Consider the following 22924-nt stretch of genomic DNA (forward strand, 5'->3'; position numbering starts at 1 on the left):
GTCCCATCAAGAGCCGAACGCAGAGCGTCCGTTGAGGCATTCCCACGCAGAACGGGGGAACGATCTCCCCGTCAAACCGGCTGCAACGTCTGCTCAAACACACTCACCCCATCCAGATCCCGCAACACCACGCTCATCTCCCCCGTCAGCCCCTCGATATTCACCTCGCCAAAAAACTGAAATCCGGCAAACGGCGAGGTGTTTTGCGCTGGCGGTGCTTTCTCGAACACCACCTCGGGGCCAAAGGTTTTGTCCAGCGGATTGGGCCCGAAGCTCCCGGCATTCAACGGCCCGGCGACAAACTCCCAGAACGGTTCGAAATCCTGAAACGCGGCGCGATCCGGGTGGTAATGATGCGCCGCGCAGTAATGCACATCCGCGGTCAGGAACACGAAATTACGTACCTGCTGCTTGCGCAGAAAGCCCAGCAACTCAGCGATTTCCAGTTCACGGCCCTGAGCCGGTCCCGGATCACCATTGGCTACCGCTTCCCAGCGGGCGACACCTGGGCTGACTTCACCGTCGGGCACACCGAGACCAATCGGCATGTCGGCAGCGATGACTTTCCATTGCGCCTTTGAGGCTTTCAACGAAGCCTTCAGCCAGTCGAGTTGTTCACGACCGAGGAACGGTTTCTCGCCGCCCAAGTTGTCGTCATTCGCCCCGCGATAACTGCGCATATCAAGCACGAACACATCGAGCAGCGGCCCATAACTGAGCTGGCGATAAATCCGCCCGCCATTGTCGGCACTCTGCAAACGCATCGGCGCGTATTCGAGCCAGGCCTGGCGTGCGCGGCCGACCAGGCTGTGGATATCTTTGCTCTTGTAGCGCTCATCAAGTTGCTTGCCCGGCGACCAGTTGTTCACCACTTCGTGGTCGTCCCACTGCCAGATCTGTGGGACTTCGGCGTTGAAGCGGCGGATGTTTTCGTCCATCAGGTTGTAGCGATAATTGCCGCGATATTCGTCCAGAGTTTCCGCGACTTTGCTCTTGGCTTCGCTGGTGATGTTGCGCCACACCCGGCCACTCTCGGTGGTGAGCTGTGCCGGCACCGGGCCGTCGGCGTAGATGGTGTCGCCGCTGTGTATAAAGAAATCCGGCAGGCGCAGGCGCATGGCTTCGTAGATGCGCATGCCGCCGATGTCCGGGTTGATGCCGAAGCCCTGGCCGACGGTGTCGCCGCTCCACACAAAACGAATGTCGCGCCGGGCCGTCGGCACGCTGCGCAAGTGGCCGAACCAGGGTTCGCTGCTTGTGCCGTTCTGGGCATCTTCAAAGTGCACGCGGTAAAAAATCGCCTGGTCGGCGGGCAGGCCGGTGAGTTCGACCCGGGCGGTGAAATCGGTGCGGGCATCAGCCAAAGGCGAGACGAAACGACGCGGGTTGGTGAACAGGCTGCGGGTGTCCCATTCCACCACCATGCGCGCAGGACGGTCGCTGCGGCTCCAGACCATCGCCCGGTCGCCCTGCAAGTCGCCGGACTGCACGCCGTCGGTGAGTTGCGGCCGATCCTTGACCGAGGCGATTACCGCCGGGGCCAGGCTGGGCAGCAACAAACCGGCGCCGACCGCTTGCATGACACGCCGGCGACCGAGGTTGAATTCGCTCATGGTGTTCTCCCTGAAAAAGGGAAACTAAAGCATGTGCGCATGACGCCTGTGTGAAACACGCTCCTACAGGGTTGGGTGTCAGGCGTTGACGGGTTCTACCGCCAACTCCACCCCTTCCGGGCGCTTGAGCAGCGCATACGCCACCGCCGTCAGCAAACTCCCGGCCACGATGGCGAGCAGATACAGCAGCGCATGGTTGATCGCATTCGGGATCATCAGCACGAACAAGCCACCGTGCGGCGCCATCAGTTTGCAGCCGAAATACATCGACAACGCCCCCGTCAGCGCACCACCGGCAATGCTCGCCGGAATCACCCGCAACGGATCTTTCGCCGCAAACGGAATCGCCCCTTCGGAGATAAAGCACAACCCCAACACCAACGCCGCTTTACCGGCCTCGCGTTCGGTCTGGGCAAACTTGCGCCGGGCAATAAACGTCGCGATGCCGAGGCCAATCGGCGGCACCATGCCGGCGGCCATGGTCGCGGCCATCGGGGCATAACTCTGCGACGCCAGCAGTCCCACCGAGAAGGCATAAGCGGCCTTGTTGATCGGCCCGCCAAGATCGACGCACATCATCCCGCCGAGCAACACACCCAGCAGAATCGCGTTGGTGGTGCCCATGCTGTCGAGGAAGTGCGTGAGCGCTTCGAGCATCCCCGCCACCGGTTTGCCAACCACATAAATCATCACCAGTCCGGTGAACAGACTCGCCAGCAACGGGATGATCAGGATCGGTTTCAGTGCCTCAAGACTTTGAGGCAACCGCGCATAACGATTGATCGCCTGGGCCGCGTAACCGGCGATAAAACCGGCCAGGATCCCGCCGATAAAACCGGCGCCCAACGTGCTCGCCAGCAAACCACCGATCATCCCTGGCGCCAGGCCCGGACGATCGGCGATCGAGTAGGCGATGTACCCCGCCAGCAACGGCACCATCAATTTGAAAGCGGTCTCGCCGCCGATCTGCATCAGCGCGGCCGCCAGCGTGCCCGGCTCCTTGAACGCAGTGATGCCGAACACGAACGACAATGCGATCATCAAACCGCCCGCCACCACCATCGGCAGCATGAACGACACACCGGTCAGCAGGTGTTTGTAGACGCCAGTCTTCTCCTGCTTGGCCGGGCCTTTGGCACCGGTAGCAGCGCTTTCCTGCTTGCCTTCGGCCAAGGCTTTGTTAAGCGTGGCTTCGGCCTGTTTCAAGGCGATGCCGGTGCCGCAACGGTAAATTTTCTTGCCGGCGAAACGCTCGGTGGCGACTTCGATATCGCAGGCCAGCAGCACCACGTCGGCATCGGCAATTGCCGCTGCGCTCAGGGGATTACGCGCGCCGACCGAGCCCTGGGTTTCCACTTGCAGGTCGTAGCCCAGACGCTTGGCCGCTTGCTGCAACGCTTCGGCAGCCATGAAAGTGTGAGCGACGCCGGTCGGACACGCGGTGATTGCGACCAGACACGGGGCGCTTTTTGCGGCCACGACAGGTTCTGCGAGCGCTTCGGCGGCGACGTAAATTTCAGCCTCTTCAGCACCGCGCCGCAGCACCGCTTCAACATCTTGCAGGGCCTGGGCCGGGGTGCTGCGGAATACGCGTTTGCCGACGAATCGCGACATGTCCACCGGCGCGCTGGTCACCAGCAACACCCACTCGGCGGACTCAATGGTCGCCGACGACAACTGACGTTCCGGATGTGCCGCGTCGTTCACTTCGACGCAAGTACTCCAACCCTGGCGCTGGGCCGCGGCATCGAGCAACCGCGCGCACAGCACACTGGTGACCATGCCGTTCGGGCAGGCCGTAACAATGGCTAACTTCATGACAACCCCTCTTATTGTTCTGTCAGGAGGCGCACGCGCACGCCCTGTTCGAGCTGCGTCAACTGCGCGACATCGCTGATACCGAAACCGATTTGCGTGACCGCCAGCGCGGCAATGGCCGTGGCGGTGCGCAGGGTCTGTTCAGGCGTGTCGGCGCTGAGCAAACCGTGGAGCATCCCCGCCAACAGCGAATCACCGGCACCCACGGTGCTGACCACACTGACCCGCGGCGGCGTAGCATGCATCGCCGCGCCAACGCTGAACCAGTTCACCCCGTCGGCTCCGTGGGAAATCACCACGTGTTCGATGCCTTGGGCGTGCAAGCGGCTCGCGGCTTCGGCCTGGGCCGTCACCGACACCACGTCGCAATCGAGGGCATCGGCGAGCTCTTCGGTGTTGGGTTTGATCAGCCACGGACCGGCCGCCAATCCCGCACGCAACGCATCGCCGCTGGTGTCCAGCGCCACGTTCAAACCGAGGTTTTTCAGACGTGCGATCAACGCTTGCAACCACTGCGGGCTGACGCCTCGCGGCAGGCTACCGGCGACGACAACCGCGTCATGCCCCGGCGCGATCTGATCGAGGCGATCGAGCAACGCCTGCTGCGCCGCTTCATTGACCTGCGGGCCCGGGCCGTTGATGTCGGTGATACGCCCGTTGCTTTCCGCCAGTTTGATGTTGCTGCGAGTCTCGCCGGGAACACGAATGAACGCGTCGACAAAGCCGCGCTTGGCGAACAGGGTTTCGAAGGCTTGCAGATTGTCTTCGCCGAGAAAGCCGCTGACGGTCAGTTGATGGCCGAGATCGGCCAGCACCTGCGCCACGTTCACGCCTTTACCGGCGGCGTGGGTGTGCATCTCGTCGCTGCGGTTGACCTGACCGGGTGTCAGCACCGGCAACTGGACGGTGAGGTCCAGCGCCGGGTTGAGGGTCAGGGTGAGAATCTTGGCCATTACAGGGCCTCCACTAATGCGCGCACTTCATCGGCGCTGCCCACGGCCAAGGCCTGTTGGGCGAGAGTTTGGGTCTGGGCCAGGCTGAGTTCGCGGATGCGTGCCTTGACCTCGGCGATGCTGCGGCCGGACACACTGAGTTCATCCACACCGAGGCCGACCAGCACCGGCACCGCCAGCGGATCGGCCGCCAACTCGCCGCACACGCCGACCCACTTGCCATGGGCATGGGCCGCGCGCACGGTGATGTCGATCAGTTGCAGCACCGCCGGGTGCAAGCCGTCAGCCTGGGCCGACAAGGTCGGGTGACCGCGGTCGATGGCCAGGGTGTATTGGGTCAGGTCGTTGGTGCCGACGCTGAAGAAATCGACTTCCTTGGCCAGCACCGGCGCGAGCAAGGCTGCCGATGGAACCTCGATCATGATCCCCAGTTGCAGATCCGCCACCGGGATTTCCAGGCGCAGGCGTTCGGTCATGTCCCGGGCCTGGCGCCATTCATCGACGCTGCCGACCATCGGGAACATGATCCGCAATGGACGGTTGTCGGCGGCACGGAGCAAGGCGCGCAATTGCGCTTCCATGATCTGCGGACGTTGCAGGGTCAGGCGAATGCCGCGCACGCCGAGGAACGGGTTTTCTTCCTTGGCGATCGGCCAATACGGCAGCGGTTTGTCGCCACCGACATCGAGAGTACGAACCACCAAGGGACGACCGGCGAGGCCATCGAGCACGCGACGGTATTCGACTTCCTGGGTGGCTTCGTCCGGCGCCTGCGAGTGCGCCATGAAAATCAGTTCGGTGCGCAGCAAGCCAATGCCTTCGGCGCCCTGCTCCACCGCGCTGGTGACGCCGGCGCTTTCACCGATGTTGGCGAACACTTCCACGGCGTGACCATCAGTGGTCAGCGCCGGTTGATGGCGTTGTTCGGCAGCGGCTTTCAACCGTATTTCGCGGGTGTCGCGTTCTTCGGTGGCGCGCTGCAAGGTCGCGGCATCGGCGTCGACATGCAGGCGACCGCGCTGACCATCAATCAGCAACGGCGTGCCCGGCGCCAGCAGCAACACGGCCGCGCCAGCGCCGACCAAGGCCGGAATGCCCAGGGCGCGGGCGACGATGGCGCTATGAGCGGTGGCGCCGCCACGGGCGGTGAGAATACCGGCCACCCGCGCCGGGTCGAGACGCGCCACGTCCGACGGACCGACCTCGTCCATCACCAGAATGTACGGTTGCTCCGGCTCGCTCGGGGTTTCGACGCCACACAACTGCGAGAGCACCCGGCGGCCGATATCGCGCAAATCGGCGGCGCGTTCGGCGAGCAACGCGTCCTGCAAGGATTCCTGTTGTTTGGCAGCGGCTTCGATCACCGCCATCCACGCCGCTTCGGCGCTTTCGCCTTGCTTGAGACGGGTGTCGACTTCATCGGTCAATTCCGGGTCGTCGAGCATTTCCTGGTGGGTGATGAAGATCTCGCGAATCGCCTTGGATTTGCTGCGCTCGATCAAGCCTTCGATGTCGCGACGGACATCGCTCAGCGCTTGCTTGAGGCGCTCGCGTTCGATGGTGGCGGACTCTCCGCGCAACGGGTAATCGATGGTTTGCAGCACTTGAATATGCGCCGGGCCAATGGCGATGCCTGGGGCGGCGGCGATGGCCTGGACCAGACTGCCGGACTTGGGTGCGAGCAGCACCTCGGCGACATCGGCAAACACTTCGCGTTGCTGACTGACCGCCGGCAACGGCTCGACTTCTTCACCGAGGCCTTCTTCGATGGCCGCGAGCAACGCCGGCAAGGCATCGGCGGCGATGCTCGGCTCGGCAATGAATTCCAGCACCTGACCGCGACGGGCGCCGAGGCTCAGCAGTTTACTCAGGCTTTTCACTGAAACGGCGCTGTCCTGGCCATCGACGATGCGCACGCGGATCTCGCCGTCAAAACTTTTCGCCAATTGCGCGAGGATCTTCGCCGGCCGCGCATGCAAACCGTGAGCGTTGGCCAGGGCAATACGCGCGCTCGGCCAGTCGGCAGGCACCTCACCGCCGAGCACTTCGAGGACTTTGCGGCTGCTGGTGGCGCGGCCCAATTCGTGGCCGCGACCTTCGATCAGCAACGCACACAGGCGTTCGAGCAAGGCTTGATGCGCTTCGCCAAGGCTGGCCAGGCAGAACAGACCGCTCAGCGGCTGGCCGAGGTAACGCATCGGCTTGTCCGGCGTGACGAAGGCCAGCCCCGGACGCTTGACGGTTTGTTCGCTGTGCAGCCACCACAAGCCATCGCCCAGGGGCAGCGCTTCCACCTGTTGCAACACGGCGGAGAAACCGTTGCTCACACAATCGGCCTGGCGCAGCAAACGCGCACCACGCCAGACCAGTTCTTCAAAGTCATCGGCGGACACGCCAAGGCCAATCATCTGCGCATCCAGCGCCAGTTCCTGCGGCGCGCCTTGCAACAGTTTCAGCAACGCTTCGGCAGAACTGGCGCGGCGCAGAGCCTGGCCCAGATCGGTCTCGCCGAGGGCGCGGGTCAGCAATTGCAGCAAACGCAGGTGTTCATCGGATTTGGCGGCGATGCCGATCGCCAGGTAGACGATGTGGCCGTCGCCCCAGTCCACACCTTCGGGGAACTGCATCAGCCGCACGCCGGTGGAAAACACCTGGTCGCGGGTTTCCGGCGTACCGTGGGGGATGGCAATACCTTGGCCGAGAAAGGTCGAGCCCTGGGCTTCCCGCGCCTGCAAACCGGCGAGATAACCCTCTGCTACCAGACCATCGGCAACCAGATGCTGGGCCAGCAGGTGTAATGCGGCTGACTTATCCACAGCCGACTGGCCCATGGATATCTGCTCTATGGTGAGCTCGAGCATGCTTTCTCCTTTTTGGCGCCTCGGGACGCCAGGTATTGTTTTGAATGTCTCAGCTTAGGCCCTTGATCACGACTTTTGGCGGTTTCGCGGCAGAACCGGCCAAAGGACCCTATAACGCAGAAAATACGCTTGCTGAAACGTTTAATCTAGAATGTTTGGCACGTTACTCGATAATGTCTCATCCTTGAAGTCCAACTTGTCGGATGCGCTGCGACAATAGTCGTCTGCCCGAATCGGGTAGGATTGGCGAAAATGTCGGGGCAAGCTCGAAAAAACAAGGAAATCCCGAGTTGAAACTCAGTGATATCGCACAGTTGGCCGGTGTGTCCGTGACCACCGCCAGTTATGTCATCAATGGCAAGGCCACCCAGCAACGCATCAGCAGCGCGACCGTCGAGCGTGTGCGTGCCGTGGTCGAGCAACATGGCTTTACGCCCAACCCTCAGGCCGCCGGGCTGCGCAGTCGGCATACTCGCACCTTGGGGTTCATCCTGCCGGACCTGGAAAACCCCAGTTACGCACGGATTGCCAAACTGCTGGAGCAAGGTGCGCGGGCGCGCGGCTATCAGTTGCTGATCGCCAGCTCCGATGATGCACCAGACAGCGAACGGCAGTTGCTGAAACTGTTCCGCGCGCGGCGTTGCGATGCCTTGATTGTCGCCAGTTGCCTGCCGACGGACGATGACAGTTATCGCCAGTTGCAGGCCAAAGGCATTCCGATCATCGCCATCGACCGGGTCATGGAGCCCGAGCATTTCTGCTCGGTGATCAGTGACGACCGCGAAGCCAGCCTGCAACTGACCCGCAGCCTGCTCGATCCGCTGCCCAAGCAGATCGCCCTGATCGGCGCTCGTCCCGAGCTGAGCATCAGCCAGGAGCGGGCCGCCGGGTTCAAAGAGGCGTTGGCCGGGTTCAAGGGCGAGATCCTGATCGAACACGGCGAGTCGTTCAGCCGCGAGTGCGGCAAGCAGTTGATGGAAGAATTACTACAGCGCCTGGGTCATTTGCCGGATGCGCTGGTGACCACTTCCTACGTGCTGCTGCAAGGCGTGTTCGATGCCTTGCATGACTTCCCATTGAAAACCCGCCCGTTGCGCCTCGGCACATTCGGTGACACGCAGTTGCTGGATTTCCTGCCGTTGCCGGTCAATGCCATGGCCCAGCAGCATCAACTGATCGCCGACAAAGCCCTGGAACTGGCCCTGGCCGCCATCGAACAGTCGGATTATCAACCCGGCGTGCAGGCCATCGCGCGGACCTTCAAGCAGCGCATTCTGCAGGACTGAACCGTGGAGCTGATCGACAGCCACACGCACCTGGACTTCCCGGACTTCGACGCCGATCGCACGGCGTTGTTGGCCGAAAGCCGCGCCCTCGGGGTGCGGCGGATGGTGGTGCTGGGGGTTTATCAGGGCAATTGGCAGCGGGTCTGGGATTTGGTGTTGAGCGATCCCGATCTGCACGCGGCGTTCGGCTTGCATCCGGTTTATCTGGACGATCACCGCCCCGAGGATCTGACCATTCTTGGCGATTGGCTAACGCGGCTGGCCGGCCATCGGCAGGTGTGCGCAGTGGGCGAGATCGGTCTGGATTACTTCATCGAAACCCTTGATCGCGAGCGCCAGCAGGCGTTGTTCGATGCGCAGTTGCAACTGGCGGTGGATTTCAATCTGCCGGCGCTAATCCACGTACGACGCAGCCATGCGGCGGTGATTGCCACGCTCAAACGCTTTCGCCTGAAACGTGCGGGGATCATCCACGCCTTCGCCGGCAGCAAGGAAGAAGCGCGGGAATACATCAAACTTGGTTTCAAACTCGGCTTGGGTGGCGCCGCGACCTGGCCTCAGGCCTTGCGTATGCATCGGGTGCTCGCCGAGTTGCCGCTGGAGTCGGTGGTCCTGGAAACCGACTCCCCGGACATGGCGCCCTCCATGTTCCCCGGCCAGCGCAACAGCCCGGCGCACTTGCCGGCGATCTGCACGGCGCTGGCACAAATCATGGCGATCAGCCCCGAACAACTGGCCGCCGTCAGCACGGCCAATGCCTGCGAGTTGTTCAACTGGTAGTCAGTCGCCATAGGCCTTGGCGGCCTCGAGCGTCAGCGTGATGTGTTGCCGATGCCGGGCAAACCGGACGACGGCGAAGTAGACCAGAATCGCCAACAACGAGAAATTCAGCTGCTCCACGACGCTGAGCAGCCCGACCCACTCCATCACCAACGCCACCACCAGCGCGGTGCAGACCATGATCAGCGTGCTCGCCCGCAACCAGGCCAGGGAATCGAGCGACTTGAAGCGCTTGATCTGTTTCGGATCGCTCAGTTGTACGGATTTCTCGCAGTGGGAACAGGTAAACGCTTCGTTGATCGCAATGGCGTTCAATTGCCAGGGCTCCAGCAACAGGGTGCGCTGGCAATGGGCGCAGCGGCCCAGGATTCCAAGCGTGGCGGCAGACATAACCGGGCTTCCTCAGGGCAGGTTAGAGAAATGGATCTTCCCTCATTGAAGACCAAAAACCAGAGCCCGCAGGAAATCAGGAAACACCGCACTGGCAAGGGGAACAAGTACTACAGATTGTGCGCAGCGCACCGATCCCTGTAGGAGCGAAGCTTGCTCGCGAAGGCGGTGCGTCAGCCAACATCAATGTTGAATGTACGGCCGTCTTCGCGAGCAAGCTTCGCTCCTACTGGGGATTAGTGGTGTTGATCAGACCCGGAACGCGCTGATCAATTGTTTCAACTCCACCACCTGCGCCGACAACGCCCGGCTGGCGTGCTCGGTCTGATGCGCACCTTCGGCCGTGCGCTCGCCGGCGCGGTTGATTTCGACGATGTTCTGGTCGATGTCATGGGCCACCGCGGTTTGCTGCTCCACGGCCGCGGCAATCTGCTGGTTCTGGTCGACGATCATTCCCACAGCGCCGAGGATGTTTTCCAGGGCCTGCTGGACCTTCTCTGACTGTCCCACCGTGCCATTGGCCATTTGATGGCTGACGCCCATGGCTTTCACCGCTGCGCCAACCCCGCCGTGCAGCTTGGCGATCATCTGTTCGATTTCTTCGGTCGATTGTTGGGTGCGCTTGGCCAGGGTTCGAACTTCGTCCGCCACCACCGCAAAACCACGGCCCTGCTCGCCCGCCCGCGCGGCTTCAATAGCAGCGTTGAGCGCCAGCAGGTTGGTTTGCTCGGCGATGCTTTTGATCACATCAAGCACCCGGCTGATGGACTGGCTGTCGCTGGCCAGTTGATTGATCACCAGCACCGACTGATCGATCTCAGTGGCCAGTGCCGCAATGCTGCCCTGTTGCGACTCCACCAACCCGCGACCGCTGAGGGTTTCGTCGTTGACGCTGTGGGCGCTGCTGACCGCTGCCGCCGCGCTGCGCGCCACTTCCAGGGAGGTGGCTGACATCTGGTTCATGGCGGTGGCGACCTGTTCGATTTGACTGCGCTGCCCGGCCACCGCCTGATTGCTCTGGGCGGAAACGCTTTCCACCTGTCCGGCCTGGCGCTCGACCTCGCCGACGGTCTGGCCGACCCGCTCGATCAAGTCGTGGATTTTCTTCACGGTACCGTTGAACACCTCGCCCAGCTCACCCAGTTCATCGCGGCTGTTGGCGCTGAAGGTCACGGTCATGTCGCCGGCCGCCACTCTATCCATCATCGCGCCCAGGCGCTTGAGGGTGGTGCGGGTCGAGGCGTAGAAGGCGCCGTAGAGATAAAAAATCAACACAAACACCACCGACAGCGCCACGGCCTGCATGACCATATGGGTGCGGTTCTGCTCCAGACGCTGCTGCAACTGGGTGCCGAGAAACTTCAGGGTCGCTTCATTGAGCTGGTAGGTCTGGTCCATCAGGCCGGTGACCTGATCGTAAAACGCCTGCCACGGCGCATCGAGGGTGTCGGCCATCACCACCTGTTCTTCGAACAGTTCGCTGGCCTTTTTCAGCGAGGCCTTGCTGCTGTCGGCCTGGGCGGCCAGGGTTTCGTTGGCCGCTTTGCTTGAGCCCAACGCGTCGTGCAGCTTCAAACCGTATTCAGCCTGAAGCTTTTCGATCTGCGCCAGCAACTCGTCGAAGCGAGTGCTCGATGCCGAGTTGAGAAAGCCCTGCCCCAGCGACAGCGAGCCCATGGCCCGGCCTTCACCAAGAATTTGCGTAACGGGCGGGGTAACGTTGGTGATCAGTTCGCTGAGCTGGCGCATGTCGCTCTGGTTGTCGCGACTCAGGCCGGCCTGACTGGTGATGATCTGGCTGAAAATCTGCGCATTGCCCAGCAACTTGCCGATCAGCGCACTTTTGCTTTGCAGGGAGTTTTCCGCTTGCTGGGCCTTGAACGCGGCGATCATTTCATCGCGTTTGCCATCGAAGACCGTGACCTGCTCCGGGTCGGCGCTCATCGCCGTCAGCCCTTGCAAACGGGCTAGCACGCTTTGTTCCAGCGCGCTGATCTTCGTCTCGACGTCACCGGCCTTGCCGGACTGACCGAGGGTGACGTCGATCTGCACCAGGTTGTTCAGGGTTTCCAGGTCCCGGCGCAGGGTCAGGCTGCTGCCCAGCAGGTCGAGGCTTTGCAGTTCGACGCGGGTGCCCTGGAATTCCCGATAGGAATCACGCACCAGGTAGAAGTTGGTCACCAGCATCGGCACCAGGAACAGCACGCTGATCAGGCTGAACTTCATGCCGAAGCTCAGGCGGTTCATCAGCGCGACAGCGGGATAGAGCAAGCTCTTCACTGTGAAGTCTCCCTTGGGTTTCTTATTTTTATTGGCAGGCGCACAGATACAGCAGATAGCCACTATTGGGCGCTATCTCTGTATAGCTCAAATCGGAGGGAGGTTTTGTAACTTAAGGTTAACGGCAGGATGCGCAGCTTCGTAGCCACGCATTCGACTTTGTAGCAGCTGGCGAAGCTTGCGTTCGGCTGCGCAGCAGTCGTAAATCCTGCGTTTGCGGTGGGACTGACACACCGTGGTGCTTGAATTTGCGACTGCTTCGCAGCCGAACGCAGGCTTCGCCAGCTGCTACAGGGCCGGTGTCAGGGCAGGACAGTCCACAACGCAAACCCGGCATACCAAAGCACCGCCGCCCGCAGCAGCAGTTCCCAGATACGATCCAGGCTGTTGATGCCATCCGGCCCCACCACCGGCGCCGGAATCTCCCCCGCCACCAGCCCGACCTTTTCGATCAACTGCGCGGCCGTGATGTTCCAGTTCAGCAGTTCGTGCAGCATCACCCGACCGACCGCGACAAAGTTGCCAACCAGGGCAAAACTCGCCGCCAGCAACCGCACCGGCACCCAATCAAAGGCGTGACGCAATTGAGCCGCGCGCTCGACCACCGCCGGGTTCTGTCCGTACTCTTCGGCCAGCGCGAGCAAGCGATAGCTCAACGCCGCCACCGGGCCCAGCAGGAAGTACCAGAAAATCACCGCGAAAAAGCTCTGATAGGCCTGCCACAGCAGATGCGCCTGCACCCGTTCCAGCAGTTGCTCGCCACTTTCGGCGCAGATATTCAGATCGCGATTGGCCACATGCGCGGCAGCTTGCAGGTCTTCCCGGCGCCAGGCATCGCGAAACGGCCCGAGCTCGCCCAGCAGATCACCGCGGCCCAAACTGTAAATCACCACCAGCAGGTGCACCGGCAACGCCAGCAAGCCATAGGCCACGGGCTCCAGCACCACCAGCAGCAAACCAAGCAGCGCCACCGGCAGCAACACCAACAACACTAAAACCAACCACGGACGGTCCTTCAGACGCGAGCTGGCTTCAAGCTTGTGCAGCTCGCGCACCCAACCGCCGTCACGTTGAACCCGATGACGCAAGGCCGAGAATTTCTCGATCCAGACCGCCAACAGCAACACCAGAAAACTCATTGTTGTTCCTCTTTAGCCAAATCGGCGCGATAGCGTGCCCAGTCGAACGCCGGTCCCGGATCAGTCTTGCGCCCGGGGGCGATGTCGCTATGCCCGCAAATGCGCTGTGCAGTAATGCCGGTGAACGTGCTTTGCAGCTGTCGGGTCAGGGCCGTCAACGCCTGATATTGCGCGTCGGTGAACGGCAGATCATCCGTGCCTTCAAGCTCGATGCCCACGGAAAAATCGTTACAGACTTCTCGCCCTTCGAAATTCGAGATGCCGGCATGCCAGGCGCGCTCAAGGCAAGAGACAAACTGAGTGACAGTGCCGTCACGCTCGATCAGAAAATGCGCAGACACCCGCAGGTCAGCGATCCCTTCAAAGTAGGGATGCTCCGTGACATCCAGACGATTCTGGAAAAATTGCTGCACCTTGCCGGTGGCGAACTGCGCCGGCGGCAGGCTGATGTTGTGGATCACCAGCAGGGAGATTTCATCCGAGGGGCGCGCATTGAAGTTGGGCGAGGGGCAGATATTTACGCCCTGGCACCAACCGCTCGCGGGGTCCAACTGCATACAGGTTCCTTCAACGACGACCGTGTTGGCGCCCAGTATGCCGCGATAGGCCCTCTGCGCGCGATCACTTGGCGTGATTGAGACGTCGCAAGTTGCCAATCACCGATTCCAGCGCCCGATCGAACAGCAATGTATCGTCCAGGGTACGCACCGCGCCACGGCGAAATTCCAGCGCCAGCCCGGTGCGGCTGCGCTCCAGCACTTTCATGCCAGTGCGGTTGACGAAAATATATTTGCCAGTGGCTTCAATGATCGCCGCCAGTTTGCAGCGCAGGGTGTTGTCTTCATCTTCCTGGAATTCCACCCAGCCGCCCAGGCGCAATTGATCGACCTGAAGCAGGCCGGCATCGTCCGCCGGCAACCGCACCGAAGCCGTTTCGACCGGGCCTTCATCAGCATTACGCAAGACGATTTCCTCGACCACTTCGACCATCACTGGCGCATCGCTCGAAGACGCCGGCTCCTGGGCCGGCCGCTCGAACAGTTGCACGTGCAAGGTTTCCAGCTCACTGAAGAATTCGCTGGTAGCGAACGGATCGAACGCTGAGCTGCTCAGGCCATCGCGCAGCGACTTGAGCAATCCCGGCACCAGCGACAACAGACGCAGACTCGCATCGGCTTCGTCATGGCGCTGCACGCTCCAGATCAACTGCACCATGGTCTGCACATCGGCGTGCCATTCGGCGGACTGATCGCCATGCTTGAGGCAGGTCAGCAACAGCACTTTGCTCCAGGCGTCCTGCACGAACGCCACCACCCCTTGCGGGAGCAGCTTGCCCAACAGCGCCTCATTAAGCGCCTGCTCGACCCGCTGGCGCGCCAGTTCGGTCTTGGCCCGACCTTCTTCGGCGTCGCGGGTGCGCTGCTCCAGCAGCTCGCTACGGCGACGTTCGTCACTGGTAAACGCCAAGAAGTCCGCCAGCAACTCGGAAAATATCGCCGGGTCATCGACAAAATCATTCAACAGCCGTTGCACCACTTGCTCGATGCGCAGGTACAGCGTGTCGCGCTCATGATCGTCACACTCGCCCCAGCCCATGGCCGCGGCGGCGATTTCGTTGAGCAGGCGCCGCGCCGGATGGCTGCTGCGACTGAAAAAGCTCTTGTCGAGCACCGCGACTTTCAGCATCGGGATCTGCAAGCGCCCGATCAACGCCTTGAGGGAGTCCGGCAGGTTGCGGTCATCGAGGATGCATTCGAAGAGCATGGCGATCAGGTTGATCACGTCTTCATCAGCAACCCCGACCACCCGCGACTTGCCGCTTTTGACGCTGACCCGAGTCAGCAGTTGTTCGAGCTGATTGCGCAGGTCGAAGTCGTCCTGAGCCGCCAGGGTCGGGACGTATTGCTGCAAATGCGAGAGCAGGCGTAGCAGGTCACGGGTGGAAATCGGCTGGGTCGGGGTGCTGGCTTCAAGGGTCGGCGCAACACTGCCGCGCACGTGGAACAGCAGTTCCTGCAGCGCGGCGAAAACTTCCTGCACGCTGTCATCAATCTGCGTACTGCCGGACCGCACAACCGCCTCGGCAGGCTCGGCATGGGCACTGGCCGCCGCACGGTCCGTCGCACGCCTTGCCGGGGCCGGCTTGAGCTCGGGCAACACGCCGGTGGCGATCAGCAGCTGGTTGGCTTCGGCGTAGAGCTGATCGGCGCTGCTGAGCACATAGCGCTCGAACAGTTTGAGGATGATCAGCTTGACCTTTATTTCCACGCCCAGATTGCGCCCGGCCTGCAGGAAATACTCACAGAGCATCGCCGGGCCGATCGGGTTGTGCTGTTCGAGCAATTCCTTGCCCAACAGAACGCTGAGCCGGGTGGTCAGTTGATCGAGGGCGAACCCCTCGCGGCTCAGCACTTTGCTGACCATGGCCTCCACCGCAACATTGCGTTCCAGGTCGTCATTGGGCAGCGATACGCTGGTATCGAACGCCAATGCCTGGGGCAACGCGGACTGCGAGTTGTCGTACTGAGTGAGGCTGGCAAAAGCCTCGAAGAATTGCTCGAGAAACCCGCGCTCGATGCTTTTGCGCTTGAGGCGCAAGTCGCGCATGGCTTCGAAAAAGATGTTTTGCTCGATGTCGTTGCGGGCCCGGTCGGCCATTTCGAACAGGGTGTCGTCGGCGTTATCGAACAGTTCCTGCAGACCATGCCTGAGCTGTTGCGCAGCCTTGTCGCGAACCTGAAGCAGAATCACAGGCAGGCGGGCGAGCGGCGAGTGAGTCGCCTGGTCGGTAGCCGCCTTGTGCAAAGGCACTACATTCCCGTCGTTGTGCATCCAAGCCTCCTGAAACGGTGAGTCTTCGGTTCGGTAAAAAAGATCGACTGCGCAAGCCTCACAGCCGGCGCTCAACGGGGAACACTGCCCACCCGCTGTCATTCAATAATCGGGGACCCAAAGGGACGTCAAAGCTATGACGTCAAATGCAAGGCGGATTATCGGCAAAACACGTCTCTTGTGCCAGCAGACTCTGTGCCTCACATCGAAATAGACGTACAAGGCAGACCCCCACTTAGCGGCAATTGCTCACGCTAATCGACCAAATGCAGTTTTCAGAGCGATCCGGGTACTCGGCATGCCTTGGGTTGGTTCGCGCCATGGCCCTATAATCGGGCCACTTTGTTTGTGGAGCCCGTTATGCCGAATCTACGTCTCGCCGATTTGACCGCCGAAATCGAAGCCAACGTGCGCCGTGCGTTGCTCGAAGACATCGGCAGCGGCGACATCACCGCGCAGCTGATCCCGGCTGAACGCCTGGCCAAAGCCACCATCATCACCCGCGATGAGGCCGTTATTGCCGGCACCGCTTGGGTCGATGCCGTCTTTCGGCAACTGGACCCGCGGGTCGCGGTGCACTGGCAGGTGCGCGATGGCGAACGGGTAAAACCCAATCAGGCGCTGTTCCACCTCGAAGGCCCGGCGCGCTCACTGCTGACGGGCGAACGTTGTGCGCTGAATTTCCTGCAATTGCTTTCCGGCGTGGCGACTCGCGCGCAGTTCCTGGCGGATTTCGTCGGCGAGACTCAGGTAAAGCTGCTCGACACCCGCAAAACCCTGCCGGGGCTGCGTCTGGCGCAAAAGTACGCCGTGACCTGCGGCGGCTGTCATAACCACCGCATCGGCCTGTATGACGCCTTCCTGATCAAGGAAAACCATATCGCGGCCTGCGGCGGCATCCCTGAAGCGATCAAGGCCGCGCACAAGATTGCCCCGGGCAAGCCGGTGGAAATCGAAGTGGAAAGCCTGGATGAGCTGAAAGAAGCCCTGGCGGCCGGTGCCGACATCATCATGCTCGACGAATTGAGCCTCGATGACATGCGCGAAGCGGTGCGCCTGAACGGCGGCAAGGCCAAATTGGAGGCCAGCGGCGGGATCAACGAAAGCACGTTGCTGCCGATTGCCGAAACCGGTGTGGATTACATTTCGATTGGTGCGATGACCAAGGACGTGAAGGCTGTCGACCTGTCGATGCGACTCAGCCTCTGAAAATGTAGGAGCGAAGCTTGCTCGCGAAAGCGGTGTGTCAGCCAACATCAATATTGGCTGTTCAGCCGCCTTCGCGAGCAAGCTTCGCTCCTACGGGTCAGACCACCAGATTATTCATCTCGCAGTACTCTTCCCACTCGACGCCCAACACTTCGGCCGCCTCCTTGTGCAGCACCAGGCGCGCCGCCTCGAACTCTTCCGGGGTCGAGGTGTACTTGAGCGTCAGTTCCCACGGCTGCAAGCCCTGGGATTCCGCTTCATCCTCGAACGCCCATTGGATCTGGTCTTTCTGATCGTCGGCGGGCAAGTCCTTGATCTCTTCGGCGAGCTGGGGCGATTCCAGCAAGTACTTCTTCAGCGCTTCTTCGTGTCTGGCTTCTTGGGTCAATTCTTTAACAGTCATGTCGTTCTCGCTGATCTGGGGAATGGAAGATGGATCTGGATCATCAAGGATCTCTCTGACGCAAAAAACCGCGTAAAGCCCGGTTTGTCTGGCCTTCAGAACCATTCGGGATCATCTGAAAACAGCTTCGGTGGTGCTGATGCAAGCTCCGAATATAGGACCTTTGGCTGACGATTTATATGCATGTTTACATCAAATCTACAAAAAACCGGATGCCCTCCCCGGCCACACCATTTTTGCGCCCTCTCAGGAACATGTTTCGAAAACCGAAGTCATAGCGATGTGCCATATAGGCACTTCACAAGGAACTCAGGTGATGCGCAATTTCCCAAAGCTTTCGTCTACCCTGTTTGCAACCGGCATGGCCGCCCTTCTGCTCGGCAACCTGGCACTGACCAATACGGCTCAGGCTATCGAGCTTAGCTCCGACAGCCCTTCGTTTAACGATACCCTCACCGCCACCCACACCTCCTATGGCAAGACCGTACTGGTCAAAACCAATCTGGAAGTCAGCGAGCTGGGAGACTTACGAGGCACGGTTAAAACCAATAAAGCTGAAATCGATAAGCTGAAAACAACCGTCAGCGAGCAAGCGCGCCTCATCGAAGAACTCAGACGCAACACCGGCACCAGCACCGGCTCGAGCAGCAACGAAATATCCAACCTCAAGCGTACCGTCGAGGAACAGGACAAAGACCTGAAAGACCTCGCCAAGCAGATGGAAGAGTTCAAGCGCAACACTGGCTCAAGCTCCAGTTCCAGCTCGAGCGAAGTGTCCAACCTCAAGCGCACTGTCAGCGATCAGGACAACGACCTGAAGAAACTCGCCAGCCAGGTGGAAGACCTCAAGCGCAGCGCCGGGTCGAGTTCCAGCTCAAGCTCCAGCGACCTGTCCAACCTGAAGCGGGAAGTCAGCGATCAGGACAATCAACTGGATCAGCTCAAACGCACGGTCGAAGACCTGAGCCGAAAAGTGAAATAACAGTGGCAATGGTGCCCGAGACAGGAATCGAACCTGCGACCTTCGCGTTACGAGTGCGCTGCTCTACCGGCTGAGCTACACGGGCGGTGAGCTAAACCTAGCACAGCTTTCGCGAGTCGCAACCGCCAGTTCCGTCCCGGTTTATGGCAGACAAAAAAAGGCCCCGCAGTTTTCACTGCGGGGCCTTTTTTATAACGTTGAAGCAATCAAGCGAGGGTGATTAAACGCCCGACGCCTTGGCTGCTGCTACGTCTTTGATGGACAGCTTGATACGGCCGCGGTTGTCCACGTCCAGTACCAGTACTTCCACTTCCTGGCCTTCTTTCAGGATGTCGGTCACTTTCTCAACGCGAGCGTCGCTCAACATGGAGATGTGAACCAGACCGTCCTTGCCAGGCAGGATGTTGACGAATGCGCCGAAATCGACGATGCGCTCAACCTTACCGACGTAGATCTTGCCGATTTCAGCTTCTGCGGTGATGCCCAGAACGCGCTGACGTGCTGCTTCAGCCGCTTCCTTGGTTTCGCCGAAGATCTTGATCGAGCCGTCGTCTTCGATGTCGATCGAAGCCTTGGTCTCTTCACAGATCGCACGAATGGTCGCGCCGCCTTTACCGATGACATCACGGATTTTGTCGGTGTCGATTTTCATCGCGATCATCGTCGGAGCATTTTCCGACAGTTCGGTGCGGGACTGACCAATGATCTGGTTCATCTGACCGAGGATATTCAGGCGCGCTTCCAGGGCTTGGCCCAGAGCGATTTCCATGATTTCTTCGGTGATGCCTTTGATCTTGATGTCCATCTGCAGCGCGGTAACACCCTTGGCGGTACCCGCTACTTTGAAGTCCATGTCGCCGAGGTGGTCTTCGTCACCCAGGATGTCGGTCAGGATGGCGAACTTCTCGCCTTCTTTAACCAGACCCATGGCGATACCGGCAACCGGTGCCTTCATCGGAACGCCAGCGTCCATCAGGGCCAGGGAAGCACCGCAAACGGAAGCCATCGAGCTCGAACCGTTGGATTCGGTGATTTCCGACACAACACGGATGGTGTACGGGAACACGTCGGCAGCCGGCAGCATGGCTGCAATCGAACGACGGGCCAGACGGCCGTGACCGATTTCGCGACGACCAGCGCCACCCATGCGACCACACTCACCTACCGAGAACGGAGGGAAGTTGTAGTGCAGCATGAACGGGTCTTTTTTCTCGCCTTCCAGGGTGTCCAGCAGTTGCGCGTCACGGGCGGTGCCCAGAGTCGCGACTACCAGAGCCTGGGTTTCGCCACGGGTGAACAGAGCCGAACCGTGGGTCTTTGGCAGAACACCAACTTCGATGTTCAGAGGACGTACGGTCTTGGTGTCGCGGCCGTCGATACGTGGCTTGCCGTTTACGATGTTTTCGCGAACGGTGCGGTATTCGATTTCGCCAAACGCTGCTTTCACTTCGCTGGAAGAAGGCTGGCCTTCTTCACCGGACAGCTTGGCAACCACCTGGTCTTTCAACTCACCCAGGCGAGCGTAACGGTCGGCCTTGATGGTGATGGTGTAAGCCTGGGAGATCGCGTCGCCGAACTCGGCACGGATAGCGCCCAGCAGAGCGGTGGCTTCTGGCTGTGGAGTCCAGGTCCAGGTTGGCTTGGCAGCTTCAGCGGCCAGTTCTTTAACGGCGTTGATCACCACCTGGAACTCGTCGTGAGCAAACAGTACCGCGCCCAGCATCTGGTCTTCGGTCAGCTCTTTGGCTTCCGATTCAACCATCAACACCGCTTCCGAAGTACCGGCAACGACCATGTCCAGGCTCGAAGCTTTCTGTTGTTCGTAAGTCGGGTTCAGCAGGTAGCCGGTGCTTTCGTGGAACGCAACGCGTGCACAGCCGATAGGGCCATCGAAAGGAATGCCGGAGATCGCCAGGGCAGCCGAGGTACCGATCATCGCAGCGATGTCCGGATCGGTCTTCTTGCTGGTGGAAACGACGGTGCAGACAACCTGCACTTCGTTCATGAAGCCTTCTGGGAACAGCGGACGGATCGGACGGTCGATCAGTCGGGAAGTCAGGGTTTCTTTCTCGGAAGGACGGCCTTCGCGCTTGAAGAAACCGCCAGGGATCTTACCGGCAGCGTAAGTCTTTTCCTGGTAGTGAACGGACAGAGGGAAGAAGCCCTTGCCTGGATCGGCTTGCTTGGCACCAACGACAGTCACCAACACGCTGACGTCGTCGTCAACGGTGACCAATACTGCGCCGGAGGCCTGACGGGCGATACGGCCAGTCTCGAGGGTAACGGTCGACTGACCGAACTGGAATTTTTTGATTACCGGGTTCACGGTGTCCTACCTTCTTTGTGGCTCTTGGGGAACTTGTCTTCTTGCGAAATTCTTGGGCAATGTCGGGAATCGGCCCAACGCCTGTCCAGGGTAAAACGTGTATCCAGATAAAACTTGAGGCTGGGAGCCTGCCATGCACCAGCGGGAAACCCACTGGTGCACGACAGACAACCAACCTCTAGCGCAATCGCTTATTAGCGACGCAGACCCAGGCGACCGATCAGAGCCTGATAACGACCCAGATCCTTGCCTTTCAGGTAGTCCAGCAGCTTACGACGCTGGTTTACCATGCGGATCAGACCACGACGGGAGTGGTGATCTTTACCGTTGGCCTTGAAGTGACCTTGCAGCTTGTTGATGTTGTGGGTCAGCAGTGCAACTTGCACTTCTGGCGAACCAGTGTCACCAACAGCTTGCTGGTAGTCAGCTACGATTTGAGCTTTTTCTTGAACGTCGAGAGCCATGAGGCAATCCTTTTATCAGGAAACTGTTTCAGAGAAACAGCTTCAACAGGCCAGGGACAAATCCCTGTATCTAAAAATGAGTAGTGACCGTGCCTGTTAACAGCCACCCTCGTCCGGTCATTCTGACCGAATCAGTCGACGCGGCGCGATGCGCCCGTCTTCGCTCACTTCACCGATACCGATGAAGCGGCCGTTGTGATCCTGTACCCGTACCATGCCGAACTTCGGTGCATCCGGGGCTCGTACCGGCTGGCCGTTGAGCCAGTAGAACGAGCTGTGCTCCGAGAACTGCAACAGCGGCCAATCCAGCAAGCCGCTGTCCGATGGCATCAGGAAGCGATCAACCGCTTCGTTGCCGCCTTCGGCATGTACCGCTTCCAACTCTTCAAGCGTGACCGTCTGCGCCAGCGTGAAAGGCCCGGCCTGGGTACGTCGCAATTCTGCAACGTAAGCGCCACAACCGAGTTGCTCACCGATATCCTCCACCAGGGTGCGGATATAGGTGCCTTTGCTGCAATCCACTGCAAGGCGCGCAGTATCACCCTCAAAGGCCAGCAATTCCAAGCGCGCAATAGTAACAGAACGCGGTTCGCGCTCCACTACTTCGCCTGCACGGGCCAGCTTGTACAGCGGCTGGCCATCACGCTTGAGCGCCGAGTACATCGGCGGTATCTGACTGATTTGCCCGCGAAAACCGGGTAAAACAGCTTCGACATCGGCGCGACCAACGGTCACCAGGCGTTCCTGCAAAACTTCACCCTCGGCATCCGCCGTGGTGGTGGTCTTGCCGAGTTGCGCCAGGGTTTCATAAGCCTTGTCGGAATCGAGCAGATACTGCGAGAACTTGGTGGCTTCACCGAAGCACAACGGCAACACGCCGGTGGCCAGCGGATCGAGACTGCCGGTGTGCCCGGCTTTCTCGGCGTTCAGCAACCAGCGAACCTTCTGCAACGCCGCGTTGGAGGTGAACCCCAACGGCTTGTCGAGCAGGATGATGCCGCTGACGTTACGACGGATACGTTTGACCTGAGCCACCGATTACTCCTTGGTGTCTTCGGCTTCAGCCGCAACCGGGTGCTGATTGTCTTCAGCCACCGCACGTTCGATCAGGGCCGACAGGTGCGCGCCACGCACGACGCTTTCGTCGTAGTGGAAGTGCAACTGCGGAACGCTGCGCAACTTCATCTCACGAGCCAACTGCATGCGCAGGAAGCCAGCGGCGGAGTTGAGCACCTTGATGCTTTGTGCGATGTCTTCGGCGTTGTCCTGGCCCATCACGGTGATGAAGATCTTCGCGTGACCGACGTCGCGGCTGACTTCAACAGCGGTAATGGTGACCAGGCCGACGCGCGGGTCTTTGACTTCACGACGGATCAGCTGTGCCAGCTCACGCTGCATCTGATCGCCGATACGTTGGGTACGGCTGTATTCTTTTGCCATGTCTTGTTACCTGTTACTGCCACACGGTGAAACCCGTGGGGTCTGAAAGCGGCAAACGCCCGGCCTGACAAAAGCCAGACCGGGCGTTGCGTTTAGAGTCCTGACGCCGTGCCGCGCACTTGCATGCAGCGGCTCATCGTGGCCCTTG

The 22924-nt window shown here is 60.4% G+C and carries 18 protein-coding genes, 1 tRNA gene and 1 pseudogene; 4 read left to right on the forward strand and 16 right to left on the reverse strand.

The genetic code is table 11. The features are described 5' to 3' along the window. Positions 1 to 71 precede the first annotated feature (71 nt). From HKK53_RS16125 to ptsP, 4 genes are all read right to left on the reverse strand, one after another. A complete protein-coding gene (locus HKK53_RS16125) occupies positions 72 to 1613 on the reverse strand; it encodes an alkaline phosphatase D family protein (RefSeq protein WP_169371640.1) in 1542 nt (513 codons plus the stop codon). Positions 1614 to 1691: 78 nt separating this feature from the next. Then, positions 1692 to 3431 carry a PTS fructose-like transporter subunit IIB gene (locus HKK53_RS16130; protein ID WP_169371641.1) on the reverse strand — a complete coding sequence of 580 codons (1740 nt, stop codon included), beginning with the start codon at positions 3429 to 3431 and terminating at the stop codon, positions 1692 to 1694. 11 nt (positions 3432 to 3442) lie between these two features. Next, entirely contained in the window at positions 3443 to 4384 is a 942-nt protein-coding gene (gene pfkB, locus HKK53_RS16135) for a 1-phosphofructokinase (protein WP_169371642.1), read from the reverse strand. Beyond that, positions 4384 to 7245, reverse strand: a complete 2862-nt coding sequence (gene ptsP / locus HKK53_RS16140) for a phosphoenolpyruvate--protein phosphotransferase (RefSeq protein ID WP_169371643.1) — start codon at positions 7243 to 7245, stop codon at positions 4384 to 4386. Before ptsP ends, pfkB begins: the two co-directional genes overlap by 1 nt. Positions 7246 to 7535: 290 nt before the next feature. Between ptsP and cra the strand changes: the two genes are divergently transcribed. Both cra and HKK53_RS16150 read left to right on the forward strand, forming a co-directional pair. After that, entirely contained in the window at positions 7536 to 8531 is a 996-nt protein-coding gene (gene cra / locus HKK53_RS16145) for a catabolite repressor/activator (RefSeq protein ID WP_169371644.1), read from the forward strand. A gap of 3 nt (positions 8532 to 8534) precedes the next feature. After that, complete coding sequence (locus tag HKK53_RS16150) at positions 8535 to 9311, forward strand: TatD family hydrolase (RefSeq protein ID WP_169371645.1); 777 nt, start codon at positions 8535 to 8537, stop codon at positions 9309 to 9311. Here HKK53_RS16150 and HKK53_RS16155 read toward each other — a convergent pair whose 3' ends face one another. From HKK53_RS16155 to HKK53_RS16175, 6 genes and pseudogenes are all read right to left on the reverse strand, one after another. Beyond that, positions 9312 to 9701: a hypothetical protein gene (locus HKK53_RS16155; protein WP_169371646.1), complete on the reverse strand. Its 390-nt coding sequence runs from the start codon at positions 9699 to 9701 to the stop codon at positions 9312 to 9314. Positions 9702 to 9950: 249 nt separating this feature from the next. After that, complete coding sequence (locus tag HKK53_RS32995; RefSeq protein ID WP_429528798.1) at positions 9951 to 10880, reverse strand: methyl-accepting chemotaxis protein; 930 nt, start codon at positions 10878 to 10880, stop codon at positions 9951 to 9953. Then, positions 10857 to 11948 (reverse strand): annotated as a pseudogene (locus tag HKK53_RS33000) (methyl-accepting chemotaxis protein); the annotation flags it as partial. The pseudogene HKK53_RS33000 and the gene HKK53_RS32995, both read right to left, overlap by 24 nt. A 335-nt stretch (positions 11949 to 12283) precedes the next feature. Further along, positions 12284 to 13120 carry a regulatory signaling modulator protein AmpE gene (gene ampE, locus HKK53_RS16165; protein ID WP_169371648.1) on the reverse strand — a complete coding sequence of 279 codons (837 nt, stop codon included), beginning with the start codon at positions 13118 to 13120 and terminating at the stop codon, positions 12284 to 12286. Beyond that, positions 13117 to 13677, reverse strand: coding sequence for a 1,6-anhydro-N-acetylmuramyl-L-alanine amidase AmpD (ampD, locus tag HKK53_RS16170; protein ID WP_169374252.1), 561 nt, complete (start codon positions 13675 to 13677; stop codon positions 13117 to 13119). Before ampD ends, ampE begins: the two co-directional genes overlap by 4 nt. Positions 13678 to 13741: 64 nt before the next feature. Beyond that, the gene (locus HKK53_RS16175) at positions 13742 to 15952 is read right to left on the reverse strand and encodes a DUF1631 domain-containing protein (protein ID WP_169371649.1); all 2211 of its coding nucleotides are present in this window, start codon (positions 15950 to 15952) and stop codon (positions 13742 to 13744) included. A gap of 360 nt (positions 15953 to 16312) precedes the next feature. Between HKK53_RS16175 and nadC the strand changes: the two genes are divergently transcribed. Further along, the gene (nadC, locus tag HKK53_RS16180; RefSeq protein WP_169371650.1) at positions 16313 to 17161 is read left to right on the forward strand and encodes a carboxylating nicotinate-nucleotide diphosphorylase; all 849 of its coding nucleotides are present in this window, start codon (positions 16313 to 16315) and stop codon (positions 17159 to 17161) included. A 97-nt stretch (positions 17162 to 17258) separates the two neighbouring features. Here nadC and HKK53_RS16185 read toward each other — a convergent pair whose 3' ends face one another. After that, positions 17259 to 17564 carry a DUF6388 family protein gene (locus tag HKK53_RS16185; protein ID WP_077747454.1) on the reverse strand — a complete coding sequence of 102 codons (306 nt, stop codon included), beginning with the start codon at positions 17562 to 17564 and terminating at the stop codon, positions 17259 to 17261. A gap of 316 nt (positions 17565 to 17880) precedes the next feature. On the opposite strand from HKK53_RS16185, the gene HKK53_RS16190 reads away from it, so the two are divergent. Next, the gene (locus HKK53_RS16190; RefSeq protein WP_169371651.1) at positions 17881 to 18546 is read left to right on the forward strand and encodes a hypothetical protein; all 666 of its coding nucleotides are present in this window, start codon (positions 17881 to 17883) and stop codon (positions 18544 to 18546) included. A 9-nt stretch (positions 18547 to 18555) separates the two neighbouring features. Here the strand turns inward: HKK53_RS16190 and HKK53_RS16195 are convergent. The 5 genes from HKK53_RS16195 to rbfA all read right to left on the reverse strand — a co-directional run bounded on the left by HKK53_RS16195 (position 18556) and on the right by rbfA (position 22776). Beyond that, positions 18556 to 18631: transfer RNA gene (locus HKK53_RS16195), tRNA-Thr, on the reverse strand. Positions 18632 to 18766: 135 nt separating this feature from the next. Then, complete coding sequence (gene pnp / locus HKK53_RS16200) at positions 18767 to 20872, reverse strand: polyribonucleotide nucleotidyltransferase (protein ID WP_046045794.1); 2106 nt, start codon at positions 20870 to 20872, stop codon at positions 18767 to 18769. 194 nt (positions 20873 to 21066) lie between these two features. After that, positions 21067 to 21336, reverse strand: a complete 270-nt coding sequence (gene rpsO, locus HKK53_RS16205; protein WP_003176135.1) for a 30S ribosomal protein S15 — start codon at positions 21334 to 21336, stop codon at positions 21067 to 21069. Positions 21337 to 21453: 117 nt separating this feature from the next. Further along, on the reverse strand, positions 21454 to 22371 hold the full coding sequence (truB, locus tag HKK53_RS16210) for a tRNA pseudouridine(55) synthase TruB (RefSeq protein WP_169371652.1): 918 nt from the start codon (positions 22369 to 22371) through the stop codon (positions 21454 to 21456). Between the two features lie 3 nt (positions 22372 to 22374). Beyond that, positions 22375 to 22776 carry a 30S ribosome-binding factor RbfA gene (gene rbfA / locus HKK53_RS16215; RefSeq protein ID WP_008149016.1) on the reverse strand — a complete coding sequence of 134 codons (402 nt, stop codon included), beginning with the start codon at positions 22774 to 22776 and terminating at the stop codon, positions 22375 to 22377. Positions 22777 to 22924: the final 148 nt, after the last annotated feature.

The sequence above is a fragment of the Pseudomonas sp. ADAK7 genome (assembly GCF_012935675.1).
GTDB lineage: Bacteria > Pseudomonadota > Gammaproteobacteria > Pseudomonadales > Pseudomonadaceae > Aquipseudomonas.